Source organism: Micromonospora sp. NPDC092111, assembly GCF_044755745.1.
GTDB lineage: Bacteria > Actinomycetota > Actinomycetes > Mycobacteriales > Micromonosporaceae > Micromonospora.
In genome coordinates, this window is the sequence record NZ_JBIVRQ010000015.1 from 46,906 (window position 1) to 72,995 (window position 26,090).

General features: G+C 71.7%; 16 protein-coding genes. 7 read left to right on the forward strand and 9 right to left on the reverse strand.

The features are described from left to right. Nucleotides 1-11: 11 nt before the first annotated feature. From ACIQG9_RS24490 to ACIQG9_RS24505, 4 genes are all read right to left on the reverse strand, one after another. Nucleotides 12-5,639, reverse strand: a complete 5,628-nt coding sequence (locus ACIQG9_RS24490) for a hypothetical protein (RefSeq protein WP_400406549.1) — start codon at nt 5,637-5,639, stop codon at nt 12-14. A 54-nt stretch (nt 5,640-5,693) separates the two neighbouring features. Further along, entirely contained in the window at nt 5,694-9,635 is a 3,942-nt protein-coding gene (gene eccCa / locus ACIQG9_RS24495) for a type VII secretion protein EccCa (protein WP_400406551.1), read from the reverse strand. Between the two features lie 116 nt (nt 9,636-9,751). After that, a complete protein-coding gene (locus tag ACIQG9_RS24500) occupies nt 9,752-10,231 on the reverse strand; it encodes a hypothetical protein (protein WP_400406553.1) in 480 nt (159 codons plus the stop codon). 6 nt (nt 10,232-10,237) lie between these two features. Beyond that, the gene (locus tag ACIQG9_RS24505) at nt 10,238-10,537 is read right to left on the reverse strand and encodes a WXG100 family type VII secretion target (RefSeq protein ID WP_400406555.1); all 300 of its coding nucleotides are present in this window, start codon (nt 10,535-10,537) and stop codon (nt 10,238-10,240) included. Between the two features lie 224 nt (nt 10,538-10,761). Between ACIQG9_RS24505 and ACIQG9_RS24510 the strand changes: the two genes are divergently transcribed. Further along, the gene (locus ACIQG9_RS24510) at nt 10,762-11,499 is read left to right on the forward strand and encodes a hypothetical protein (RefSeq protein ID WP_400406557.1); all 738 of its coding nucleotides are present in this window, start codon (nt 10,762-10,764) and stop codon (nt 11,497-11,499) included. A 95-nt stretch (nt 11,500-11,594) separates the two neighbouring features. On the opposite strand, the gene ACIQG9_RS24515 is transcribed toward ACIQG9_RS24510, so the two are convergent. Continuing rightward, nucleotides 11,595-11,753, reverse strand: a complete 159-nt coding sequence (locus ACIQG9_RS24515; protein ID WP_400406559.1) for a hypothetical protein — start codon at nt 11,751-11,753, stop codon at nt 11,595-11,597. Between the two features lie 1,044 nt (nt 11,754-12,797). Between ACIQG9_RS24515 and ACIQG9_RS24520 the strand changes: the two genes are divergently transcribed. From ACIQG9_RS24520 to ACIQG9_RS24530, 3 genes are read left to right on the forward strand one after another with little or no spacing between them, the layout of a single operon-like run. Then, entirely contained in the window at nt 12,798-13,094 is a 297-nt protein-coding gene (locus ACIQG9_RS24520) for a hypothetical protein (protein WP_400406561.1), read from the forward strand. Continuing rightward, on the forward strand, nt 13,091-14,545 hold the full coding sequence (locus ACIQG9_RS24525) for an amidase (RefSeq protein WP_400406563.1): 1,455 nt from the start codon (nt 13,091-13,093) through the stop codon (nt 14,543-14,545). Before ACIQG9_RS24520 ends, ACIQG9_RS24525 begins: the two co-directional genes overlap by 4 nt. A 47-nt stretch (nt 14,546-14,592) precedes the next feature. Beyond that, nucleotides 14,593-17,679, forward strand: coding sequence for an ATP-binding protein (locus tag ACIQG9_RS24530; RefSeq protein WP_400406565.1), 3,087 nt, complete (start codon nt 14,593-14,595; stop codon nt 17,677-17,679). 346 nt (nt 17,680-18,025) lie between these two features. Here ACIQG9_RS24530 and ACIQG9_RS24535 read toward each other — a convergent pair whose 3' ends face one another. From ACIQG9_RS24535 to ACIQG9_RS24550, 4 genes are read right to left on the reverse strand one after another with little or no spacing between them, the layout of a single operon-like run. Further along, nucleotides 18,026-18,817, reverse strand: a complete 792-nt coding sequence (locus ACIQG9_RS24535; RefSeq protein WP_400406567.1) for an enoyl-CoA hydratase/isomerase family protein — start codon at nt 18,815-18,817, stop codon at nt 18,026-18,028. Beyond that, nucleotides 18,817-20,463 (reverse strand): acyl CoA:acetate/3-ketoacid CoA transferase, encoded by a 1,647-nt coding sequence (locus ACIQG9_RS24540; protein ID WP_400406569.1) that lies wholly within the window; start codon nt 20,461-20,463, stop codon nt 18,817-18,819. The genes ACIQG9_RS24535 and ACIQG9_RS24540 overlap by 1 nt, the downstream gene beginning before the upstream one ends. 18 nt (nt 20,464-20,481) lie before the next feature. After that, nucleotides 20,482-21,300: a sugar phosphate isomerase/epimerase family protein gene (locus ACIQG9_RS24545; protein ID WP_400406571.1), complete on the reverse strand. Its 819-nt coding sequence runs from the start codon at nt 21,298-21,300 to the stop codon at nt 20,482-20,484. A gap of 4 nt (nt 21,301-21,304) precedes the next feature. After that, the gene (locus tag ACIQG9_RS24550; RefSeq protein ID WP_400406573.1) at nt 21,305-22,462 is read right to left on the reverse strand and encodes a DUF993 family protein; all 1,158 of its coding nucleotides are present in this window, start codon (nt 22,460-22,462) and stop codon (nt 21,305-21,307) included. Between the two features lie 138 nt (nt 22,463-22,600). On the opposite strand from ACIQG9_RS24550, the gene ACIQG9_RS24555 reads away from it, so the two are divergent. From ACIQG9_RS24555 to ACIQG9_RS24565, 3 genes are read left to right on the forward strand one after another with little or no spacing between them, the layout of a single operon-like run. Beyond that, on the forward strand, nt 22,601-23,377 hold the full coding sequence (locus ACIQG9_RS24555) for an SDR family NAD(P)-dependent oxidoreductase (protein WP_400406575.1): 777 nt from the start codon (nt 22,601-22,603) through the stop codon (nt 23,375-23,377). Further along, nucleotides 23,374-24,528, forward strand: a complete 1,155-nt coding sequence (locus tag ACIQG9_RS24560; protein ID WP_400406577.1) for a glycerate kinase — start codon at nt 23,374-23,376, stop codon at nt 24,526-24,528. The genes ACIQG9_RS24555 and ACIQG9_RS24560 overlap by 4 nt, the downstream gene beginning before the upstream one ends. A gap of 1 nt (nt 24,529) precedes the next feature. After that, on the forward strand, nt 24,530-25,957 hold the full coding sequence (locus ACIQG9_RS24565; protein WP_400406579.1) for an MFS transporter: 1,428 nt from the start codon (nt 24,530-24,532) through the stop codon (nt 25,955-25,957). Nucleotides 25,958-26,090: the final 133 nt, after the last annotated feature.

The following is a 26,090-nucleotide window of genomic DNA, read 5'->3' on the forward strand; positions in this document are numbered from 1 at the left end:
GGGTGAGAAGCTCAGGCCGCCGACTGCACGTCGGCGCAGTAGTTGATCGCGGCGGCCCGGACCGGGTCGGGGAGCCCGGCCGTCTGGGACTCGTCGAACAGTTGGTACACCGGGGCCACGCCGGGACGTAGCTGGACGATCCAGAGCGTCTCGCCGTCTCGCCCGACGTGCAGCCCGACCGCGTCCGGGCTCGCGTCGTCGAGGCGTACCAGTGCGAAGCCGCCGCGGCCTGCCTGCCGTGCCACCGTGGCCACGTCGTGCCACGAGACGACCCGCCGCCACCCCGGCCCCTCGGCCGCCGAATGCGCCCGCCACGGCGCTCCCTGTCCGTCGCCGGCGTCCCGTGGGAGGCGCGCCCCGGCCGGAAACCGCGCGCGGAACAGATCCGCCAACAGATCTCCACCACCGCTGCTCGCGATCTCGTTCGTGACCCGCGCGCCGATCCTGTGCAGCATCCGGGTGTCCGCATCGTCAGGCGTCGGAGAACCCGATGGCGGCGGCCCGGACGGCGCCTGCGGAGACGCCGGCGACCCCGCCGCGGATCCGGCTGGCGGCGGCATGAGGTTCACCCCCGGCGGCTGTGCGAAGTGGGCCTCCCGCCCGACCCGCCTCTGCAACCTCATGTCGTGCGCCGAGACGAGGGTGACCGTCTGCGCGCCGTACGGGAGCCGCAGGAAGTCCGAATCGAAGACCAACAGTTGGTAGCCCAACGGCATCGACTGCGGCTGGTCGGTGCTGACCCGCACCACGGCCTGCCCGTGCTCGATGAAGCGCGGCAAATCCGAGTCAGGCAGCAGGGCGTAGCTGCGGCCACGGCCCGGAACAGCGTCCGGGTGGGACCAGGCGACACGGAGTACGTCCGCCGCGTACGGCCGATCGTTCGCCAAACGCCGGTTGACGGTGCGCGGATCCTGGGCGAGCAATGGGTCCAGTATCGACGCGGACCGGGTCGACACGTCCTCAGCCGGTCCGGACAGCGGCACGGCGTTGCCCTTGACCGGCGGCGCCGGGGTGGGCATCACCGGTGGTGGCTGCTGCTGGGTGCTCGTGGGCGCCGTCGTGCTCGTAGGCGTCGTCACCGACGTTGCCGGCGAGCCCGTACCACCGGCCCGGGTCCCCTCAGGCGGTTCCTGGCCGCCGGCGGCGACTTCGGGCCCGTCGCCGTCCTCGACGTCCCTGGGCTGCTCGATCGTGTCGCTCTCCGCCGGATCCGGCTGCCGGATGACCGCCTCGGGAAGGCCGTCCTCGGCCGTCCTACCGGCCAGCGGCGGCCTGTTCTCGGTGGAGGTGATCGTGCTGGTCTGGGTCTGCGTTCGGGGTTGAGCACCCGTCTCAGCGGCGGACGGTGCCGGCGGCGGGGGCGTGAGCGGCGGCGGTGTCGTCAGGTTGGTCGGCGGCATGAGGTCCGGAACTGGTGGCCCGACGAATTGAAGTCCGCCCAGTATCCGGGTACCCACGAGCTCGGGATGGTTCCTCGAGGTGAGCTGCAACCGGTCTGTCGGGACAAGCGTGATCGTTTGCTCGCCGTGCGGAACCCGCAGGAAGGTCGCATCGAAGACCAGTAGTCGATGACCGTCCGGCATCGATTGCAGCCAATCGGTGTCGACCCGCACCACGACCTGCCCGTTCTCGATGAAGCGGGGCACGTCCGACTCGGGTATCAGGGCGTAGCTGCGGCCACGGCCCAGGACGACGTCCGGGTGGGACCGGGCGGCGGACAGGACCTCGGCCGCGTACCGCGGGTCGTCCGCTAGGCGTCGGTTGGTTCGGAGCGGATTCTCGGCTGGCAGGGAGTCCAGTAGCGACGTGGGCCCGTCGTGCGGCCCCAGTTCGTCCCGAGCCGAAGCACCCTCCGACCCTCGGCCGTCGGAAGACACCGGCCTCGAACTGGCGCCGTGGGCGTTGGTGTCGACCTGTTCGGTGCGGGTGGGGCGCGGCGGCAGGTCCGGCTTGGTGGGCGTGCTCGGCGACTCGACGTGCGACGTTCCGGTGCTCGTACCCGACCGGGTACCGACGTTCGTCTCCGGTCGGCCGCCACCGAGACCCCCGCCGGTCGTACTCGTCGGGACCGGGTCCGCCTCGGTCGGCTTCGGCACGGGGACCCTCTGCTCGGGGCCTTCGCCGTGGGTCCTGCCGCCCACCGGGGACGGCCTGTCCTCGGTGAAGGTGATGGTGCGCGTCTCCGTCCGCGTCTGGGATTCGGTTCCGATGCTCCGTTGACCGAGCCCGCCGCCCCGCGACGGACCACCACCGCTGGGTCCGTCGGCGCCGCCGCCCGAGCTGCCGTGCGACTCGAACGGTTTGAACTCGCGGTACGTGATACTGCCGGACTTCGGGTCGAAGCTGAGCTGGTCGGGCCGGATGTTGTTCGGGGTGGGGTTGACCAGTTCGCCGTTCTCGGCCATCCGCAGCCGGGGCAGGTTGTCACCGGACGGGGAAAAGCTGGTGGTTTCGACGGTGCCGTCGCTTCTCACCTTGATCACCGGCAGCGGGTCGCCCTTGACCGCGGCGGGATCCAGGCCGTCGCGTCCCAGGGGCGCGCGGTAGTAGGACGGACCGTTGGCCTTGGTCGGCGTGGCGGCTGGCCCGTCCGCCCCGCCACCGCCCCGCACCGGCGTCCAGAGGCGGGTCTCGGGGTCGCGTACCAGGGCACCGGTCTCTGTGATCTTGACCTGCGTCCCGTCCAACCGGTGGGCGTTGGGCACGGTGGTGACCCGTTCGACCTTCGGGGTACCACCGAAGAACTCACCCTCGTGCCACCCGGTCCGGCCGGTGCCGAGCTCCTGGAAGGTGAACCCGTCGGTCTTGCCGTTCGCCACCCGTACCGGGTCGCGCTGGTAGGTCAGCAGGTCCACGTTGCCGTCGGCGTGCCGGCGCAGCACCTGGAAGCCGGCGGGAGATTCCGGAACCGACTCGTTGAGGGTCCGCCCGGGAGGTGTTTCGGCGTGGTAGGGCCTGCCCTCGACAGGCGCCGACGCGCGCGGAACCGTCTCCACGTCCCACTGCCGCTTGCCCCAGTCGTAGCGCAGCACGCGCTCGTCCGGCGCGCCGACCGGAACCTTCTCCCCGCCCTTGAGGACGAAGTTTCCCTGCTCGAACCCGCTGGCCGGCTGGACCCGCACGACCCGTTCGGTCGCGCCGACCTCGGTCGGGGTGGCGGCACCGGTGTGCGGATCGATCTCGTGGTACCGGTAGGCCCCGCCATCCGCCTCCGGCCCATGCCCGAGACGCGGTGGGAAACCCTCCTGCATGTTCGGTGCCGGACGCAGCTCCCCCGGGGCCGCGCCGAGGGTGTTCCCCCTGCCGGGCACGCGCGACAGCGTGACCAACTCGCGCTGCCCGGTGCCGACGTCGGTACGGAGGACCTGCCGGTCCACCGGCTTGACGCTCACGACCACGTCGTCCCGCCCGAGCCCGGTGGGGGTCGTCTTGCCGGTGACCGGGTCGACCTCGTGGAACTCGTAGTTGCCGTGTTCACTCGCGCGCTGGCCCTGTGCCTGGCTGGGGCGGGGTGACGGACCTTCGGCGAGATTCGGCGCCGGATGCAGATCGCTGACCCCCGGCCTGCCGCCCAGGGTCCTGCCACCGCTGGGGAAGGGGTCCTTCGCGATCGTCACGAAGTCACGGGCACCGGTATCCGGGTCGATTCGGATCACCTCACGGCCGGCCGCCGGCGGTGGCCCGACGTGGTTCGGGAGCAGCACCGGCCCGCCGTCGGTCTCGCGCTGGCCGGTACCGCGGCGGCCGTCGTTGCTGGCGGCCTGACCGGTGCCGGAACGAGCCCCGGACCCGGAGCGCGCCGAGACCGCGTTGCCGTCGCCGTTCGAGGTCGCCGAGGGCTGCCGGTCGCCCAGATCTCGGGTGGGAGGTGCGGGGGTGTCCCTGGGTGCCGTGAGCGAGTTGGCCGAGCCCGCCTTCGCGCCCCCGACCTCCGCCCTGGAACCGGTCGACCCGGCAGGCAGGGTGTCACGGACGGTCGACCCGGCGGGCGGGACGTCCCGCGCAGCCGACCCGGCCGGCGGGATGTCCCGCACGTTCGGCGCCGGGTGCAGGTCGCTGACCGCCGGTCTGGCCCCCAGGACGTTGCCCGCGCCGGAGGGCCTCGGGACGTTCGGCGTGGCGGCCAGTGGCTCGTGCGGTGCCCTCGGGAGCGGGCCCTCGTAGACGGTCGGCTCCGGATGCAGACTGCTGCCCCCGGGCCTGCCGCCCAGGGTGTTCCCCGTACCCGGGAAGCTCCCACCGTCCGGCTTGGCGCTCACCGCGTTGCCCGTTTCCGGGGGCTTCGAGCCGCTCGGCGTAGCGGGCAGTGGCTCGTGCGGCGCCCTCGGCAGCGGGCCCTCGTAGACGGTCGGCTCCGGATGCAGACTGCTGCCCCCGGGCCTGCCGCCCAGGGTGTTCCCCGTACCCGGGAACCTCGGATCGGAGGATCCGACGTTGCGGACGGGCTGCGGCGGTTCCCCCGCGTTGCGGGGTACGCCCGTCGGGACCTGCTGCCCGTCGCGCGGCGGCAGCAGCACCGTGTCCCGGGTCGGGCCGCCGTACGTGCCACCACCCTCCGGACGGGGGGTGCCGGTTCGCGGGTTGTCGATCGGTACGCCATGCCCCGCGGTGGCGTCGTTCGGCTTGACGCTCTGGCTGGGCGGGGGTTCGAGGTCGAGCCGCCCGCCGCCGGGCCTCACGTTCTGCGGCGACCCGGCGGTGTGGGGAGGAGCCGACCCGAGGATGATCGAGTCGGCGTCGCGAACCGTGAGCGGGCCGTGCCCCTCCACCTTCGGCCCGCTGAAGAGGTTGTTGCGGGGGAACCCGACGTTGGGGCTGCCCGTACCGAAATCCGGCGTCTTGGTGACGCCCGAGCCGACGCCCTTCGGTCCGGAAGCTCCCACCCCGAAGCCGCCCCTCACTCCGACGCCGTTCGGCACGTCGTGCGGCACGTTCCGGCCGACTGCCGCCAGGCCGAACAGGCCGCCGAGGCCGGCACCCACGCCGACGTTGATGATGGTGTTCTTCGGGTCTTCCTCCAGGTGCGTGCCGGCGATTTTTCCGGACAGCTCGTTGAAGACCTTGTCGCTGACGTAGGCGCCGAGCGCGCCGTCGATCGCACCGCCTACGAAGCCGGCCATTCGCTGCATCCACACGGCGCCCTCGAACATGCGGACCACCGCCGTGAGCAGCCGCGTGAAGGTCGCCATCAGGTTCGCGATGAAGCCGAGTGCCGGTACGAAGGCGACGAAGATCAGGGCGAACATGAAGATGCCCAGGAACATCTCCTTCAGGGCCTGGGCTTCTTCTTTCTTCCGCTGCTCCTGGAGCTTTTCGGCGTACCAGTTGATCGACTCGCCGATGTTCCAGACGATGCGCGCGGCGCTCAGGAACGACTTCCCACTCGAGTCCTGCGCCGGGTCGACCAGCAGTCTGCGCAGCGGTTCGAGCGACTCCATGGCCTTGGCCTGGGCGGCGCCGCTCCAGGTGACGGAGAGCGCGGGAACCGCCAGGTGGACGTAGTACTGGTAGATCTCGTCGCCGAGGTCGAGCCACTGCTTGGCGTACGCGTAGATCGCCTCGAAATCCGGGCCGGGGCTCGGGGGGTACCGCGGCGGCATCAGTCCGGTCTGCGGGTCCGGTCCCAGATAGTCGGGCATCTGCTGTACTCCTGAAGTTTGTCGCCTGGTACGTCCGCCGGATGCCTGCTCCGGTCAGGAGTAGACCAGGTCGTCCTCGGGGTCGATCGCCACCTGGATCAGCACGGGCGGCCGGTTGCGCCGGACCAGCACGCCCCGGCCGGGCGGCTGGGCGCCGGGGCGGACGCTGCCGAGCAGCGGCCCCTCCCGCCCCTCGCCGGAGAGCAGCAGTCCGTCGGTACCGAGTTCGGCGACCTTGGACAGCAGCGAGCTGGACATCAGCGCACGCGACGCCCCGGCCGAGCGGTGCGCGGCCACCACGTGGAAACCGACCTCGCGGGCCTGCAACAGGAACGGTGTCAACGGCGCGAGCGGCGACGACGCGCCGGTGGCCAGCATGTCCATGTCGTCAACGACGAGATACAGCTCCGGCCCGCTCCACCAGGACCGGTTGCGCAGGTCCCGGGCGGAGATGTTGCTGGGTGGCCGGCGTTCGGCGAGGCGCTCCGCCAACTGCGCCGCGTACGCCTCGGCCGAGTGCGCGTCTCCCGCGTACGCGCCGATGTACCCGTCCGGTACGGCGCCCAGGAGGCTGCGCCGGTAGTCCACCACCATGAACCGGACCTGGTCGTCCGGAACCCGGTTGGCCAGCGCCCGCATCCAGGTGCGCAGAAACTGCGACTTGCCCGAGCCACTGTCGCCGAAGACGAGGAAGTGCGGCTGCTCGCGGGTCAGATCGACGGCGACCGGTGCCAGGTCCACCTCGTCCAGGCCGATCACCCCCGCCGAGCCGACGCCGGCGGCGGCCAGTTCCGCCACGGTGAGTCGGTCCGGCAGCATGCGCACGGTCGGCGCGGCCGTACCGCGCCAGCCGCCGGCGATCCGGGCGACCAGTTTTGCCTGCGCCTCGGAGAGCTCCTCGGTGACCTCGACGCCGCCGCGTTCGTCCAGCGTCGGCAGCGCGGCCTGGAAGAAGATGCCGGGCGCGATGACGCCGCGACCCGGTACCGCGCCGGTGAGCTGGCGGGAGAAGGCGCGACCGATCTCCGACTCGTACGGGTCGTTCAGCCGCAACTCCATCCGTCCGCCGATGCTGTCGCGCAGGTTGGCCCGGATCTCTACCCAACGGTTCGCGGAGAGGACCAGGTGCACGCCGACGCCGAGCCCGCGGGCGGCGAGTTCCACCACGAGCGCGTCGGCCTCCTCGATCTCGCCCCGGACGGCGGCCCAGTTGTCGATCACCACGAAGAGGTCGGCACCGCGGGTCCCCGAGGGCAGGTTCCGCGCCTCCCGGCGCCGCCGGAACTCGGCCGCAGAGCCGATGCCCTCGGCCCGGAACAGCTCCTCGCGCTCGGTCACCAGCCGCATCGCCTCGGCCAGCAGTCGCCGGACCCGGGTCGGCTCCAGCCGGGACGCGGTGCCGGTCACGTGCGGCGCGGCGGCGAGGGACAACAGCCCGCCGCCGCCGTAGTCGACGAGGGAGAACTGCACCTCGTCGGGGGTACCGGTGAGCATCGCCGACATCACCAGGCCGCGCAGCAGCACGCTCTTGCCCGACTGCGGCGCGCCGACCACGGCGACGTTGCCGTCCTTGCCGGACAGATCGATCACCATCGGGTCCTGCCGCTGGTCGAGCGGCTGGTCGAGCACCGCGACGGGGAACATCAGTCCGCCCGGCCACTGCCACAGCCCGGCGGTCAGCCCGCGCTGCGGGTCCTCGACGACCGGGCCGAGCAGGCTGCCGAGGTCGACCACCGGGGGCAGCGGCGGCAGCCACACCTGGTGCACCGGCTGGTCGAAGCGGGAGAGGCGGTCGACGGCCACCTGTAGCTCGGTGCGGGCGCCCAGGTCGACGGCGGTGGCGGCGGGCCGGTCCTCCTCCGGCTCGGTGGTCGTGGCGATCACCGAGCGTAGGGTGAACGGCACCAGCTTGACCTGCCGCTTGTTCTCGTCGTCCGGGTCGCGGGTGCCGAGGTACGGGCCGGAGACGTGCGCGACGCGGAACCGGGTGTAGATGGTCTCGTCCACCTTCAGGTAGGCGGATCCGGGCACCGGCGGCAGGTGGTACGCGTCGGGGGTGCCGATCACCGCCCGGCTCTCGGCCGCGGAGAAGGTACGCAGGCACAGCCGGTACGACAGGTGCGACTGCAGGCCACGCAGCCGGCTCTCCTCAAGGCGCTGGGTGGCGAGCAGCAGGTGCATGCCGAGCGACCGGCCGACGCGGCCGATCTGGACGAACAGCTCGATGAAGTCGGGCCGGCCGGAGAGCAGCTCGCCGAACTCGTCGACGATGATCAGCAGGTACGGTAGCGGTTCGAGCGGCTTGCCGTTGACGTCGGTACCGCCTGCGGCCTGCCGGACCTGGTACTCCCGGACCGAGTCGACGTTGCCGGCGTCGCGCAGCATCCGCTGTCGGCGCTGCTGCTCGCCCTGAAGCGCCGCGCGGACCCGGTCGACCATCGCCAGGTCGTCGGCGAGGTTGGTGATCAGGCCGGAGACGTGCGGCAACTCGGTCACGCCGGCGAAGGTCGCACCACCCTTGAAGTCGATCAGTACGAAGCTGACTAGCTGCGGGCTGTGCTTGGCGGCCAGGCCGGTCACCAGGGTGCGCAGCAGTTCGCTCTTGCCGGAGCCGGTGGCGCCGACCACCAGCCCGTGCGGGCCCATGCCGCGCTGCGCCGACTCCTTGAGGTCCAGCAGTACGGGCTCGCCGTCGCCGTCCACTCCGAGCGGTACCCGCAGCATGTCCGGGTCCGCGGGCAGCACCCGGCCGCGGCGCGCGTCGAGCTGCCCCACGTCGGGCACGCCGAGCATCTCGGGAAGCGTGGTGATTCGGGACAGGACCGGCTTTCGGTCCTCGGTCAGTCGCAGCGGCGCGAGCCGGCGGGCGATCGCCTCGCAGAGCTCCGGCGGGCTCAGGTCCGCCCGGGCGGACTCGACCGCCGCGTACCGCTCCGGGTTCGGCCCGCTCAGTTCCAGGGTGCCGTCGGCGGCGACGCTCGCGCGCCCGTCCACCCGGGTCGGTTCGGCGGCCTGCGAGCCGGCCAGGCAGACAACGGTGATGCCGAGTTCCGGTCCGGCGTCGGCCCAGAGCGACTCCAGGATCGGCGTACGGGCCCAGGGCACGCCCGGACGGTAGCCGTCCAGCACCAGCACCAGCCGCCGGGTGAGGGCGCCGGGAGCGTAGGTACGGCGGTTGCGGGCCTCTTCCCGCGCCCGGTCCCGCTCCCGTTCCAGGTAGTCGGCGAGCAGGTCGAAGTCGTCGGCGACCAGGGACGGCACGCCGCTGGGCGAGGCGGCTCCCGGCTCGTGCGTGTGGGGCAGCCACTTGGCCCAGTCCCAGCCGTCCGCGCCGTCGGTGTGCACCACGATGGTGACGTCCTCGGGCGTGTGCAGTGCGGCGATCTGGGCCACCACCGACCGGGCCAGCGCCCGGGTCTCCGGCCCGGCACCGACGAGGCTCACCACGCCGCAGCGCCCGAAGTCGATCCAGGCGGCCTTCCCGCCGACCGTACGGTGGTCGGCCACCACCGCCTCGGCCTCGGCGATGAGGGCGCGGTCGTACTCGGCCATCGGGTCCATCCGGCCGCCGAGTTCGACCCCACTGCCGAGCCGTCCGGCGCCGGCGCCGAGCCGGACGCGCAGGAAGTCGGGGTCGCCGGGGCGCCGCTCCCAGGTCCGCCGGCCAGCCCCGACCAGCGCGAGGAGCCGCTGCGGGCTGGGCTGGTGGACCACGGCCGAGCGGCGGGTGGCGGCGGCCAGGTCCCGCGCCGAGGTCCGCACCTCGTCCAGGATTTCCAGGTAGCGCTCGCGCTGCCGGCGCTGGTTCGCCTCGGCCGCATGCTTCATCTGCCACCGTACGCCGATGGTGGCGACCACCGAGAGCACCACAAACCCGATGCCCAGCATGATCAGCAGGGGGCGCTGGTACGAGATGAGGTAACCGGCCATGGCCACGGTGGAGAGCAGCGGCAGCATCATGGTCAGCCACGCGCTCGACGTCTGGGCCCGGGTCACCGGTGGCGGTGTCGGGACCGTGATCCGGTCCTGGGGTGCCTCAGGGTAGGCAAGCCGGGCCGGCCGGTGGAAGGGAATCCGGGTCATGTCAGGTGCCGTCTTTCGATGGTTGTCAATCAGACCTCGGTGATCGGCGGGGTGGGCGCGGCGCCGCCACCGCCGCCACCGCTGTCACCCGTGTCCTGGCCGGCCAGCAACTGGTTCAGCAGTTCGACGTACTTCTGCCACAGTTCGACGATGTGCGACTCCGCGACGCTCATGTTCAGCGCCGCACCCTGCACGCCACCCGCGATGCGGTTGAGTACGCCCAGCTCGGGCTGCTGCTTGGTGCCGAAGAGCGACCTCGCGCAGGCCTGCCACCGGTCATTGATGTCCTGCGCTTCCTTCTGGCTCGCGCCGGCCCAGTTGAGTCGGATCGAGTCCAACGCGTTCGATATCTTGTCGAGCGCATCGACCAGTTCGCTGACGTGGCCCGGGATGGTGTTCCTGCCGATCGCCCAGAGCCCGGTCATGTCCATCATGATGTCGGCCTCGGGGCTGGCCGCGCTGTAGGTGGGGCCGGTGGGCACCGCAACGGCGCCGGTGGGACTGGTCATCGGGCGTCACCTCCCGCCCTGGTTGTTCGGGTGCGTGTTGTTGAGGTTCTGCACGGCCTTCGCCTCGACCTCGTGGTAGTTGTGGTATGTCTGCCGCATCCGCCGCAGAATCTCGGCGAGCAGTTCGTTCAGCGCTCCCGCGTCGGCGTCGTACTCCCGTACCAGGTCGGCGAAGGTGTTGCCGGCCGGCGAGCGCCAGTCGTCCTGGGAGGCGACGAAGCCGCCACGTAGCTCGCCGAGCGTCGCCTCGACGCGTCTGTTCTGGGTGGCCACCGTGTCGATGGCTTCGCCAAAGACACGCATCATCACCCTGAACTCCTCCAGTGACACTTCCCTGGGCACGGCGAACTTCCTTAGGGTCGGGTACGGGAGTGTTGGCAGACCGAGCCAGTTCGACGATAGGAACGCGGCCAGCCGCCCGGACAGTCACTTTCCGGGGACCTCAGCGGTAGCCGATGAGGGACTCGGCACGGGTACGGGCATCCGGCGGATACTGGACCAGGAGAACTGCTTCGAGGGGTTGCGCACACATGCCCAGATACAGGTCGCTCTACGACCCCAACCCGCTGCCCGACCCGGGAAGCGGCTCGCAGGACCTGTCGAGCCCGCCCGATGTCGCGCCCTCCAAGTCCCTGCGGGTCAACTGGTCGAGCCCGCAGCCGCTACACACGGTCACCGCCGGCGGCGGGAAGGGCGGCGGCAACGACGGGACCGACGGTGGCGGGGGGAGCAGCGACGGCGGCTCCGCTGACGGCGGCGGCGGAAGTAGCGGCGGCGGTCCGGACCCTGCCTATCGGCAGAAGCTGGAGTCGGACGGCCCGGAGTGGGAGTCGGTCCACATCCGCCCCGAGGACCTGCTGGCCCACGAGCAGAGCGTGCTCGACCGGGTGAAGCCGCTCGCGGACCGGTTCAACGCGCTGGTAACCGAGTCCGAGGCGGTGCTGGGCGCCGACTTCTGGGGCACCGAGGAGGGCGTGAACCAGATCCAGCGCTCCGGCATCGCCGCCGACCGGCAGAGGAGCGATATCCGGGGCGCCATCGAGAACAGCCCGCACTACACGTACACGCCCTCGGCGCACAGCACCCGCAAGTTCCTGGAGGGGCTTCGGATGAACCAGCGCGCTGCCCTTCAGCACGCGGCCGACGCGATAACGATGACGGGCGGCTTCATCGAGCTGCTCAACTCCACCGCCGACGCGTACGCCTCGGCCGACCAGTACTCGGTCTTCCCGAACAAGTCGTCGATCCACAAGGGGCAGGGCGACTGACCGCGACCACCGGGGCCTGCACCGCGGCCGACCGCGGGACTCCTGATGATCGCCTCGCTCGACGCACGTCATGCCCGCCTGCCGTGCCGCAGTCTCTACCCGGAACGGGGCCGTAACACCGCGTCGAGGATGTCGGTGGAGGCCGTGCTGATGGCCAGCCCGGAAGGCACACCCTCGTCCCTGTCGGGCCAGATGTCGGCCGGCGCTTGCAGCAGCAGGTCAGCGATGACAGTGGGATCGAGCGTCAACCCCACGCCGAGCCCCGGCTGGTCCGGACTCGCGCCGCTGAAGTGCGCCGTGACCGGCAGACAACGTCAGTTGATCGTGGCTGGGGTGCGTTGAGCAGGGCGGGGATGAGCCCAGGGCTTCTGCGAGCTTGCAGGAAGCCCTGGGCCTGCACCGCACCGGATTCCGGCGGCACAGCGAGGATTAGGCAAGAAGTTGCGAGAATTTCCCTAACACGCCGTGCGGCCTTCGGGTTGTCTGGAGAGGTGAGCACGCAGATACCTCGCCAGGCGGTTCCCGTGGTGACCGGCGCGCGCGCCGACATCGGGCGCAGCGCCGCAATCGAGATCGCCGGCCGCCGGGGAGATGCGGCGCGAGATGGAAGGCCGCTTCGGCAGCGAGGTCGTGTACGCGTTCCGTCCTCTCCCGCTCGATCAGCCGCTGGGTCGGTCTGCGGCCCTCGCCAACGAGGCGGCGGCCCGACAGGGCCGATTCTGGGAGATGCGCACCGGGGCCCAGTGGGTCGACGAGGACCTCGCTGACGCGGAAGCGATGCACCTGCACCAGGCACCGACGTGCTTCATCGACGACCTGCACTACGAAGGGTTGATCGACGCCGACTCGGTGAAGGCGGCGGCAGCAGCAAGGAACTCGGGCTCCGCGACGCGACGAGCGCGAACTCAACACCGACGCCTGGCTAAGCAGGGACCGGGCCCCCAAGGGACAGGGGCATTGCGTTCTCGGGTCACTGCTGGTATTGGGTCGATGAGGTCATGTGGGCGGCGTTGGCGCGTCGGGTGGCGCGGGCGATGTTGGAGTCGCCGTTGGCGCGGTGGTAGCCGATCGCGGAGTGTGGCGATGACGGCGGGTCCGGTGCCGGTGCGGGCTTGGTGAAGGTCCCGTGGCCTGAGGGGCGGGATGGACGGCCCTTGCCGATCGAGATCGTGCTCCGTTCGAGTGACGGACCGGTGGCTGCGGCGGTGTGCGACCTTTTCCCACACTCCGCACGACAGATCTCACGCCTACTTTCCAGGACGGGCCGACGGGGTCCGCGGACAAGAGGAAGAACCGTCATGTTCCTTGGTGTGTACCATTTCGACGGCGACCACGCGGCGCTGTTACCCGCGTACGACAGGCTGATCGCCGGCCTTTCCCCGGATACGACGATCACGCTGCAGCTGTGCCTGGCGACCGACCGCGGCATCTCCGTCTATGACGCGTGCCCGAGCCGAGAGTCGTTCCGCACCTTCGCGGCCGGAGCCGACATACGGCGCGCGTTCGCTGCCGCCGGGCTGCCCGAGCCGCACATCGAGGAACTCGGCGACGTGTACCGAACGACGCTGTCCGACGTGGTGCGGGAGTCGCGATGAGCGCGGGAAGGAGGCCGGCCGACGAGGTCGCTGGCCTGGACGCCACCGCCCAGGCCGAGCTGGTCCAGGCCGGTGAGGTGACGGCCGTGGAGCTGGTGGACTGGGCGATCGAGCGGATCGAGCGACTGAACCCGCAGCTCAACGCCGTGACAACCACGGTGTTCGAGCGGGCCAGGGAGGAAGCCCGCCGCAGGCCGGCCGGGCCGTTCGCCGGTGTGCCGTACCTGCTCAAGGACCTTCTCGCGGAGGACGCGGGTGTCGCGCTCACCGCCGGGTCGGCGTTCCTGCGCGACTACGTCTCCGACCACACGTCGGTGCTGGTCGAGCGGCTGCGGGCGGCGGGCCTGGTGATCCTCGGCAAGACCAACACCCCGGAGTTCGGCATGTCTCCGACGACCGAGCCGCTGCTGCACGGCGCCACCCGCAACCCGTGGGACCCGGACCGCTCCACCAGCGGCTCGTCCGGCGGGTCTGCGGCCGCAGTAGCGTCGGGTATGGTGCCGTTCGCGCACGGCAGCGATTTGTCCGGTTCGCTGCGCTTCCCGGCGTCGGCCTGCGGGCTCTTCGGGTTCAAGCCCACGCGCGGCCGTAACCCGCTGGCACCGGCATACGGCGACATGGTCGGTGGCTGGGTCAGCGAGCACGCGCTGACGGTCTCGGTGCGTGACAGCGCTGCACTGCTCGACGCCACCGCCGGGTCCGCCCTCGGCGACCCGTACCCGGCACCGGCACCGGCAGGGTCGTTTCTCACGGAGGTCCGGACGGACCCGGGGCGGCTGCGGATCGGGTTCACCACAAAGACGCCGGCCGGGGTGCCTGGCCACCCCCACACGGTCGCGGCGCTGGAGTACACCGTGGCACTGCTCGAGGGCCTCGGCCACGACCTCGTGGAAGCCGAACTCCCCGGGCTCGGCGGCGCCACGGGTGACGCGATCAACGCCGTCTTCGGCGCGACCGCAGGGTGGATCATCGGGCGCTATGTCCGCAAGCTGGGCCGCGAGCCCGGCCCCGATGATCTCGAGCCCGTCACCCGGATCTTCTGGGACGCCGGCCGCGGGGTCAGCGCCGGGGACTATCTGCTGGCCGTGGAGCACCTCCAGGGCGTGGCGCGGGAGATGGCCCGGTTCATGGAGACCGTCGACGTGTGGCTGACGCCGACGATGTCCGAGCCGCCCGCCCCGCTCGGCGAGATATCGCCGACTCCGGACGACCCGATGCGCGGCCTTGAGCGCGGCGGGCGTACGGTCGCGTACCCGGCGATCGCCGCGAACATCACGGGCAATCCCGCGATGTCGTTGCCACTGTGGTGGAATCCCGAGGGTCTCCCGATCGGGGTGCACGCGCTCGGCCGGTTCGGCGCGGACGCGACACTGTTCCGGCTGGCCGGCCAGGTGGAGCGGGCCAGACCGTGGGCGGGTCGACGGCCGATGCTGCACGCATCGAACGGCTGAGCGACTTGGCCTGGACGGGATCGGCGGGAGCGACGTTCTTTCCGCTAGTGGGACGCGCGACGGCGGTCGCCGCGATCGACGCGGTGCTCGCCGCCGGGCGTAGTGGGACAGGGACACTGCTGCTGCTCACCGGGGAGCCAGGTGTCGGCAAGTCGCGCCTGGCGCAGGAGGCCGTGCGGCTCGCCACCGGATTCCGGTTCGCCTGGCACGGATGTGACCGTGACTCGTCGGCATTCCGGCCGTGGACGCGGCTTCTCGGCGCGGTCGTTCCCGGAACGGCGGACGTTCTCGTCGAGCCGGGCCCGGCGAGCCCACGCGAGCAGGTGTTCGACGACGTCGTCGACCTGCTTCGGACGGCGGCCGTGGAGTCGCCGCTGCTGCTGGTGCTGGACGATGTTCACGACACCGACACGTCGTCCCTCGAACTGCTTGTTCACGTGGGGCGGCAGCTCCGTACGGCCCCGGTGGTGATCGTCGCGACTGCCCGGGACGGGGGTCGGGCGTGGGCGGGAAACGAGCGGATTCGCGGCGAGCTTGCCGCGCTGGGCCGGTCGTTGCCGCTGTCGACGCTCACCGCACCGGAAGTCGCCGAACTGATGACGGCGTCCGGGGTAGTCGCCGGGCCGGAGGCCGTGCGCGGTTTGGTTGACCGCACGGGCGGCAACCCGCTGCTGGTCACCGAGCTGGTGGCCGCGCTGGCCACCGGGACAGGTCCGGACGGCGCGACTCCGGACGACGTGCTTCCGGAGTCGGTGCGCGCACTGGTCGCCGCGCGGCTGGGCCGCCTGCCCGCCGACTCGGCGACCGCCGTGATCACCGCGGCTGCGCTGGGTCGCGCCGCTGGTCCCGCCGTGCTCGGGGCGGTGCTCGGACTTGATCCGGCCGAAGTGGCCCGCGTCCTCGACCCGGCACGGGCCGAAGGACTGGTCATCGAGACTGCCCCGGGCCGGTTCCCGTTCCGCCACGACCTGCTCCGCGATGCCGTCCTCCAGACGCTCCCGAGGTCCGAGCAGGCCGCTCTGCACAGCAGGATCGGCACCGCCCTGACGGAGACCGGCGCTGATCCGGCCGAGACGGCCCACCACCTGCTGCTGGCGGGCCCCGGCCACGCGGAGGCCGCAGCGTCGGTGGCCACCCAGGCTGCCGAGTGCGCGGCCCGGCTGGGCGCCTATGAGGATGCGGCCCACTGGTACGAACGAGCGGCCGTCGCGCTGGACGGGGTACCGGGCGCGGTCGTGCGGCAGGCGAAGATCGGGCTGGCCAGGGGCGAGATGTTGAGCGCCGCCGGGGCGCCGGATGCCGCGCGAGCCGCATTCCTGGCCGCCGCGGCACAATCCCATGTACTTGACCGGCCTGACCTGCTGGCTCGGGCCGCACTCGGGCTGGCTGGGCACGTCGGCTTCGAGGTCGCCCTGCTCGACGGCGCCCAGATCGACCTGCTCACCGAGGCCCGAGACGCGCTCACGGACGACTCGGCCGGTCTGCGTGCCCGGGTGGCCGCACGGCTCTCGGTCGCGCTCAGCATGCTCGCCAGCAACGAGCAGCGGGCCGCGCTCAGCGAGGAAGCCGTGGACCTCGCCCGCACCGCAGGCGACGACGGCGCGCTGGCCCAAGCCCTGGCCGCCCGCTGCGACGCACTGGCGGGCCCGGAACACACCAGGGACCGGCGGGAGTGGGCGGGAGAGGTCATTGCGATCGCGCAGCGCATCCGCGATCCCGAGCTGGAGCTGTTGGGCCGCCGGTTGCGGCTGCTCGCGCTGCTCGAGCTGGGTGACGTCGTGGGCGCTGACGCGGAGGCCCGCGCCTACAGCGTGGTCGCCAACCAGCTACGACAGCCGCGCTACGGCTGGTATGTGCCGATGTGGCGGGCGATGCGGGCGTTGTCGGAGGGCCGGCTGGCCGACTCGGCAGCGGAGCTTGACGAGGCTCGCGAGTTGGGCAGACGCGCCCGCAGCGCCAACGCGGAGATGCTCTTGGGAACCCTGCGCTGGTGTCTGGCCGCTGAGCAGGACGAGTTCGCTGCCATGGACGCGCTGTTCGACGAGGTGGACCTGACCGAGTTCGAGGGCGTCTGGCCGTACGTCGCCATGGCGCTGGTCGCGGCGCAGTACGGGCGGCTCGGCGAAGCGACGGCCCGGCTGGATGCCGTCGCGCCGTGGCTGCCCGACGCACACCGCGACGCCGAGTGGTTGCCGATGATCGCCCAGCTCGCCGAGGCGATCGGCGCGGTCGGCTCGCACCCGTTGGCCGATTGGGCGTATGAGCAGCTTCTCCCGTACGCCGAAATGTTCGTCGTCGAGGGGACCGGCGCCGCACTGCGCGGTCCGGTGCACCGGCACCTCGGGATCCTGGCGAGTTCCCGCGGCGACAGGGCCGCCGCTGTCGCCCACTTCGACCGGGCCGTCGAGGAGGCCGGCGCCATCGGTGCCACTCTGCTCGTCGCTCGTACGCTCCGTGACGCCGGGACGGCGTTGTCCGACCCCGACCGGCTCGCCGCCGCGCACGACCGCTACCGTGCGCTCGGGATCTCCCTACGCGCCGCGTCGAGTCGACTCGAAACGGGTAACCGCATCGCGCGTGAGGGCGAGCACTGGACTATGTGCTACGTCGGAAAGGAGATCCGGCTGCGCGACAGCAAGGGACTGCGCGACGTGGCCGTGCTGCTCGCCACGCCCGGGCAGGAGCACGCCGCGCTCGACCTCGCCACCGCGCCGGGAGCCGGGCCCGGCGTGTCGGCCGGCACGCTGCCCGACGGCCTGCACCCGCCGGGCGACCTCGGTGACGTGGTCGACGCGCAGGCGCGCGAGGCGTACCGGCGGCGACTCAAAGAGCTGGACGAGGAAGATGCCGACGCCGACTTCGCCGGGGACAGCGAGCGTTCGGTCCGCATCGCCTTGGAACGGAAGGCGCTGACGGCGCAGCTCGCGGCCGCCTACGGGATCGGTGGGCGCGTACGTCGCGCGGGCAGCCCGGGTGAGCGAGCTCGCACGGCAGTCACAGCACGGATCCGGGACGCGCTGCGTCGGATCGAGGCGGCTCACCCCGAGCTGGGGGTGCACCTGCGGGCGTCAGTGCGCACCGGGACGTCGTGTAGTTACCGCCCGGCCGAGCCGACCACCTGGCGAACGTCCTGACGGTGCTGGACTGGGTTTCGCTTCAACCTCTCGTATCGCGACCCGAGCGGCGACATCACGGCGGTGCAGGGGTCGTGTAGCTGCGGTACCACGGTCACCAGGGATCGGATACGACTGAGCTTGACACTGTCACTGTGACAGCAGGGGACGACGTCGACGTCCGGCGGCGCGTGGTCATGGCGCGCCGAGCTGCCCGGCGACGACACGACCGCGCTGCTCGCGGACGCGCTGCCGGCACCATCGCGCTGAGTACTGTGCGGCAGTTGAGCCACGACGATGACCGGCATGTGGCGCTCCTCGCCTCGGCCCTCGTCGAGAGCGACCGGCCGGACAGATAGACCTCGGTTCAGCGCGCATCGAACCTGGGGGTCTCCCTGGCGAGGAAGGCCTGCACGCCGGTGGCGAAGTCGTCGGTGTGGGCGGTGAAACCGCTGGCGATGCTCTCCGTGATGGCCGCAGGGGCGCCTGCGGCGGCGGCAGTAATCAGTTGTTTGGCGACCTGCTGGGCGATGGGCGCCGAGCCGAGCAGATCGGTGACGTACGCCTCGACCTCGGCGTCGAGGGTTGCGGCCACATCGTTGACGAGGCCCCAGCGCTGTGCGGTGTCGGCGTCGATCTGCCGACGGGTGAGGATGAGCTGCTTGGCGCGGGAGGGTCCGACCAGTTCGGTCAGGCGTGCCGTTCCGCCCCAACCGGGGATGGTGCCCAGGGCGGCCTCGGGCAGCCCGAAGCGGGCGGCTGGGTGGGCGATGCGCAGGTCGCAGGCCAGGGCGAGTTCGAGGCCGCCGCCGACGGCGAGGCCGTCGACGACCGCGATGGTGGGCTGCGGCAATCGCGCCAGGCGGTCGAAGACGCGATGACCCGCGCTGATCCAACGCCGCCACATGTCGGCGGCCGGAAGCTGGGAGAACGCGGCGATGTCGGCACCGACGCAGAAGACCCTGCTGCCGCCCGTACGGATGAGCACGACCCGGGCCGGGGAGGCGGCGATCTCGTCGAGCCGATCCTCCAGGTCGCCGAGCATGTCCAGGGTCAGCGCGTTGAGTTTGGCGGCGCGGTCGATCAGCACGGTGGCCACGAGCCCGTCGTGGCTGTGGCTGACCGTGACCGTGCCAAGGGTGGTGTCGGCGGGAGGCATCAGTGATCCTCGTCGGGTCGCGGCTGGGCGGTGCCGAGGGCGGCGATCCGTGGATGCGGCGGAGCGGCGGAGAGGGTCAGGCAGCCCCGGCCGGGCCGGAACAGGCGGGCGTCCATCATTTTGAGCTGGTCACTGACCTGTAGCGGAAACTGCGATCGGGCCAGGACGTCGTGTTCGAGGTCGACGCCGGGGGCGAGTTCGGTGACGGTCAGACCTTCGGGGCGCAGTTCGAGCACGGCACGCTCGGTCACGTACGTGACCTTCTGGCCCTTGCCGAGGGCGCGCGGTCCGGAGAAGGTCGGGGAGGTGACCCGCTTGACGAGTTTGGTGTGCGGGCCGTCCGCACGGATGTGCAGGCCGGTGGCGTCGACGGTGATGTCGCGGCGACCGGCGGTGAAGGAGCCGACGAAGACGATCTCCGGGGCGTGGGAGACGATGTCGGCGAATCCCCCGACGCCGGCGGTGACGTGGCGCCGGGTGGGCAGGTGGTGCACGTTGACCGAGCCGTGTTGGTCGATTTCGAGGAACGACAGCATCGTGCGGTGGAACCCGCCGCCCTGTAGCAGGGTGAACTGGTCGGCGCTCTGCATGATCGCGTCGGGGTTCTGGGCGACGCCGAAGACGAAGTCGAGTAGCGGTACGCCGCCGACGGCGCCCTGTTCGATGACCCAACTGACCGAGCCGGCGAGGCCCTCCTCGACGAGAAGGTGCGGGACGAGGGCGGAGATGCCGAAGCCCAGGTTGACGGTCTCGCCGGTACGCAGTTCGCAGGCGGCGCGGCGGGCGGTGACCTTCTCCAGTGAGAAGGGCACCGGCGCGAGCGCGGACAGCGGCCGGCGCAGCTGTCCCGAGATGGCCGGGTCGTAGACGGTCTGGGTGGTCTGCAACTGCTCGGGAGCGACGACCAGCGCGTCAACGAGGATGCCGGGTACCCGGACGGCTTGCGGGTCGAGGCTGCCGCCTTCGGCGAGCCGCTTGACCTGCGCGATGACGATGCCGCCGTTGTTGTGGGCGGCGTAGGCGAGGTCGAGGGCGCCGAGCGGGGATGCCTCCTCCTCGAACGTGAGGTTGCCGCGCTCGTCGGCGGTGGTGGCGCGGATGATCGCCACGTCGGGGGTGATGGCCTGGAAGTAGAGCCACTCCTCGCCGTCGAGTTCGGTGCGGCGGACGAACCGTTCGGGGGTGGCGTCGTTCATCCGGCCGCCGGTCTCGGTGGGGTCCACGAAGGAGCCGAGGCCGACCTTGGTGAACACGCCCGGCTGCTTGGCCGCAGCGGCGCGGTGCATCTGGAAGAGGACGCCGGAGGGGAAGTTGTAGGCCTCGACCTCCCCGTTCTCGATCATCTGCCAGATCCGGGGCGGTTCGGCGCGCGACGGGCCGGACGGATAGGAGCCGGCCACGACTCGGCGGAGGAGGCCGGGGCGGGCGATGTGGTCGATGCCCTTGATGCCGGACATGTCGCCGGCGGCGATCGGGTGCAGCGTGGTCAGGTTGCGTGGGCTCGCGGTCTCGGCGAAGCGCTCCCCGATGCCGGCCAGTACGGCGTCGGGGCAGCCCAGCCCGGAGGAGGAGCTGACCGCGACGACGTCGCCGTCGGCGACGAGGTCGGCGGCGCGGCGAGCGGAGAGGATCTCAGGGGTGTGCATGGCGGATGCTCCTGGCGGTCAGTTCGGGGCGGGGATCCGGGAGAGGGCCTCGGCGGCGGCACGGGCGACCTCGGCGGGCGGTCTGGACCACCAGTGGTCACTGAGCACCTCGACCTCGATGAGCCCGCGATAGCCCACAGCGCGGGCGAGCTGGACGAAACCGGGCATGTCGATGTGCCCGTCGCCGGGCATGCCACGGCTGGACAGTTGTCCCTGGATGGGTAGCACCCAGTCGGCGAGCTGCACGGTGTGCACGGCGGCGGCGGCGCGGGCGAGCAGGTCGGGCAGCGCGATGTCCCACCACACGTGGTAGGTGTCGATCGCCAGCCCGAGCCAGGGAGAGGCGATGCGTTCGACGAGGTCGACGGCCTCACCGAGGGAGGTGATCGCCGACCGGTCGGCGGCCATCATCGGATGCATCGGTTCGACGGCCAGCCGGATCTCCGCGGCGGCGGCGGCGTCGAGCAGGGCGGCGAGGCCGTCGGCGATCTGTCGGCGGGCACCGGTCAGGTCACCGTCCGGCGCGGGTCCGCACACCATGACCAGGCAGTCCGCGCCGAGCGTGTACGCCTCGTCGATCGCCCGGAGGTTGTCGGCGTGCGCCTCGGCGCGGGCCTGCGGGGTCGGCTGCGGGAACATGCCGCCACGGCAGACGCTGGTGACCCGCAGGCCCGCCGCCGCAGTCCGGCGGGCGGCCTCTTGCGCGCCGAGGGCGGCGTAGCTGTCGCGCCAGAGGCCGACACCGCCGAAGCCGTGCCGGCCGGCGAGTTCGAGCAGCTCGGGGAGCGACGCGGAGCGTACGGTGATCGAGTTGAGGCTGCACGACGACAGGTCCATCGAGTCACCAGATCCCCTGGGCGGCGAAGTAGCCGGCGGCACGACGGGCGGTGAACTCCGGGTCGGCGAAGAGCCCGACCGCGTCGGCGGCGCGGAGCAGGTCCCCCAGGTGGCCGAGGCTGCGCCCGGTCTCGAAGCCGCCAATCATCCGGAAGTGGTCCTGCGCGCCGTCGAGGTAGGCCAGCCAGACGACGCCGACCTTGTAGAACCGGGTCGGCGCCGCGAACACCAGCCGGGACAGCGCCTCGGTGGGGGCGAGGATCTCCCGGAAGCCGTCCTCGTCGCCGGCATCGAGGCGGGTGAGCGCCGCCGCGGCCTGCCGGCCGATGACGGCGAACGCCCCGAGCAGGGCGTCGCTGTACCGGTCGCCGTCACCGGCGATCAGGTCGGTGTAGTGGTAGTCGTCGCCGGTGAACAGGTGCACCCCGGCCGGCAGCCGGCGGCGTAACTCGCGTTCCAGCTCCGCGTCCAGCAGCGACACCTTGATTCCGCGTACGGACGCGGCATGCCGTGTGATCAGGTCGCTGACCACGGTCAACGCCTTGGCCGGCTCCGGGTGGCCCCAGTAGCCGGCGAGCGCCGGGTCGAACACCTCACCCAGCCAGTGCAGGATCACCGGCCGCGACGCCGCGCGGAGCACCGCGTCGTACACCGACACGTAGTCCTCGACGCCGGTGGCGGCGTCGGCGAGCTGCCGGCTGGCCATCAGGACGACCTCGCCGCCGAGGCCCTCGATCTCGGCGAGCTGTTCGAGGTACGCGTCGCGGACCGCCGCCAGCTCGTTGCCGCGTACGGGTAACTGGTCGGTGGCGATCCCGACGACGACCTTCGCGCCCCGGCTGCGCGCCTCGGCGACCGAGCGGCGACCCAGTTCACGGGCGGACGGCCAGTCCAGCCCCATGCCGCGTTGCGACGTGTCCATCGCCTCGGCCACGCCCAGGCCCAGGTCCCACAGCCGGTGCCGCAGCCGCAGGGTGGCATCCCAGTCGATCTGGCCGGAGCCGCCCTCGGCGGAGGCCCGCAGCGGATCGGCTACGACGTGGGCCGCCGCGTACGCCAGCCGGCTCGCCGACGGCGCGGCCTGCGCGGGTAGGGCGGCGGACCCGTCCAGGGCGTACGGGCGAACGGTGCCGTCGGCGGCGGGAAGGGCGATTTCCGTCATCGCACGCTCCAGTAAACGTTTGCTTGTGCTGACTTCCGAGACGGTATACGGTCCCGAAACACAAGTAAACAGCCCGTAACACGGCTCGGCTGAGCATGGGTAAACGATTGCTCGCCGGGCCAAGACAAGGTGGGAATGATGACTCCGAATCGCCTCCCCCGTGACGAGACGGATCTCGTGGTACCCGCGCCCCTGTCCGGTCGTACGGCCGTCGTCACCGGCGGCTCGGGTGGCATCGGCTCGGCGATCGTTCGTGCGCTGGCGGGGCAGGGCGCGAGCGTGGCCGTCGTCGACACCGACGGCCGGGCCGAAGCCGTGGCCGAGGAGGTCGGCGGTGTGCCGGTCATCGCGGACCTGACCGAGGCCGGCGCCCCGGCCCGCATCGTCGACCGCGTGCTTGCCCGCACCGGATCAATCGACATGCTGGTCAACGCGGCGGGGATCCAGGTCCGCACCCCGGCGGTGGACATCGCCGCCGAGGACTGGGACCGGCTGCTGTCGGTCAACCTGACCGGCGCCTACCGGCTCGTACAGGCCGCCACGAAGGCGCTGGCCGCAGCCGGCGGCTCGATCGTCAACATCGTGTCGCTGTCGGCAGACCGGGCGGTGGCCGGCATCGTGCCCTACGGTGCGACCAAGGCCGGCCTCGTGCAGCTCACCAGGGGTCTCGCGGTCGAGCTCGGCCCCCTCGGCATCCGCGCCAACGCGGTCGCACCCGGCTACGTCACCACCCCGATGACCGCCGCCGTGCTCGACCAGCCCGAGTTCCGCGACCGCGTCCTGAGCCGCATCCCGTTGGGCCGGCTCGCCGAGAGCGGCGACGTCGCCGATGTTGTCGCCTTCCTCGTCTCCGATGCCGCCCGATACGTGACCGGTGCCGTGCTGCCGGTCGACGGCGGCTACTCGATCACATGACCAGCAGAGCGCTGCGGGTTCTCATCGCCCCGGACTCGTTCAAGGGCACGGCGACGGCCGCCGAGGTGGCGGCCGCGCTCCGCGCCGGCTGGCACGACGAGCGACCGGGCGACGACCTGGTCGTCCTGCCCCAGGCCGACGGCGGGGAAGGCACCGCCGACGCGATCGCCACGGCGGTACCCGGCGCGACCTGGAACGACGCCGGACCGGTGCCGGGCCCGAACGGCACGCCGGTGCCCGGCCGCTGGCTGCAACTGCCCGACGGGACCGCCGTCGTGGAGCTGGCCCAGACCTGCGGCCTGCCGCTGTTGCCCGAACCCGACCCGACGGGATCGGGAACGCGCGGCCTCGGCGATGTCGTCCGCGCCGCCATCGAGGCCGGCGCCTCGGCGCTCTGCATCACCCTCGGCGGATCCGCCAGCACCGACGGCGGCGCCGGCGCGCTGACCGGCCTCGGCGCCCGCCTGCTCGACGAACACGACCAGCCGCTGCCCGCCGGCGGTGCCGCCCTGGCCCGCCTGCGCGGCATCGACCTCGCCGAGCTCATCTCCCCACCACCCGGTGGGGTCGAACTGCTCACCGACACCTGGGCCGTACTCACCGGTACAACCGGCGCCGCGCAGCTCTTCGGACCACAGAAGGGAGCCACGCCCCGCCAGATCACCCAGCTTGACGCCGCCCTCGACCACTTCGCCGCCGTACTCGGCACCGAGCTCGCCGCCGATCCCGACCGGCCCGGCGCCGGAGCTGCCGGCGGAACCGGCTTCGGTCTCGCCGCCTGGGGAGGCCGCATCACCGACGGCGCCGTCCGCATCGCCGACCTCACCGGACTCTCCGATGCCCTGCCTGCCTGCGATGTCGTGGTCACCGGCGAGGGCCGCTACGACCACACCTCCGCGACCGGCAAGCTCGTCGGCGCCCTGCTGTGCCGCGCCGACCGGCACCGCATCCGCAGCGTCGTGGTCGCCGGACGCCTCGACCTCACCCCACCTGACCTCGCCGTCGACCTCACCCGGCTCGCCGGCTCCAGCCACTCCGCAGTCACCCGACCACTCCGGTGGCTGCGTGCGGCCGGCTCCGCCGCGGCCCGCCTGCTCGGCACCTCGCTCCCCACCACCTCGTTACCAGAACTGACACCGAAGGACCGATGACATGAGCCAGCCCATCCTGACCGACGCCACACCGCCCCCCGACCCGGTCACCACCACCGATCTCCGCCGCGCCGCCTGGGCCAGCTCGGTGGGCAGCGCCCTCGAGTACTACGACTTCGCCCTCTACAGCCTCGCCTCAGCACTGATCTTCGGCCCGCTCTTCTTCCCCAGCGCCGACCCCACCACCGGACTGATCCTCAGCTTCGGCACGTACTTCGTCGGCTTCGCCGTCCGCCCGGTCGGCGGCATCATCTTCGGCCGCCTCGGCGACCGGCTGGGCCGCAAGTTCGTCCTCACCACCACCATCGCCGTGATGGGCGCCGCCAGCCTGCTCATCGGACTGCTGCCCACCTACCACGACAACCCCGGCGACTGGTACGGCGGAGCAGGCATCCTCGCACCGATCCTGCTCATCGCCCTGCGCGTCGTGCAGGGCCTCGGTGCCGGCGCCGAGATGGCCGGCGCTTCCATCCTCATGACCGAGTACGCACCCCGACGTCGCCGAGGCTTCTTCGCTTCTCTGCCGTTCATGGGCGTACAGGTCGGCACCGTCGCCGCCGCGCTGATCTACTTCCTGCTCTACTCCGCCGGCAAGGAGACGATCACCGAGAGCTGGCTGTGGCGGGTACCGTTCCTGGCAAGTGTCCTCATCATCGGGGTCGCCATCTGGCTGCGCCTGCGCCTCAAGGAGTCCCCGACCTTCCGCAAGCTCAAGGCCCACGACCAGATCGCCGACCACCCCCTGCGGGAGTTGCTCACCAACTCCCGCGGCACCCTCCTGCGCGGCATCGGCCTGCGGTTGGCCGAGAACGGCTCATCCTCCATCTACCAGGCCCTCGCCGTCGCCTACGTCACCACCGCCGCCGTCGGCATCACGGGGCCCATCGGCGCGCTCTCGCTGGTCTTCGCCGCCAGCCTCGGCTCCGTCATGGTCCCGATCGCCGGCGCCCTGACCGACCGGTACGGCCGGGTACGCGTCTACCGCGGCTTCGCCCTGTTCCAGCTCGTCGCCGCCTTTCCGATCTGGTGGGCGCTGAGCCAGGGCGACACCGTACTCACCATCGTCGTCATCTCACTGGCGCTCGGCATCGGCACCTGGGGCATGTTCGGCTCACAGAGCGCCTTCATGACCGAGCTGTTCGGCGCCCGCCACCGCTACCTCGGCGTCTCGGTCGCCCGCGAGGTCTCCGCCGTACTCTCCGGCGGCATCGCACCCCTGATCGGCGCGGCGATCATCGCTGCCGTCGTCACCGCCGACGGAGGCTCCGACGTCCCCGGCGCCGGACTCGGCTCCTGGGTCTTCCTGGCCGGTTACACCGCCCTCCTCTGCGCCATCACCGTCGCCACCACCTTCGTCACGCCGGACCCGGCCGGTCGAGACTTGGAGGACCCGCGCGACGCCCTCGACGTGCAACGCCAGACCACCTGAGCGGAATTGGCATCCCGCCGCCCGGGTGCGGCGGGATGCCGCCGCTCGTGACACGACGACGACCGACGGCCCGAGCAACGTACGATCCGAGGCGGCAGCGTACCCGTCCTGCCCGATCGAGCCAGGGGGAACA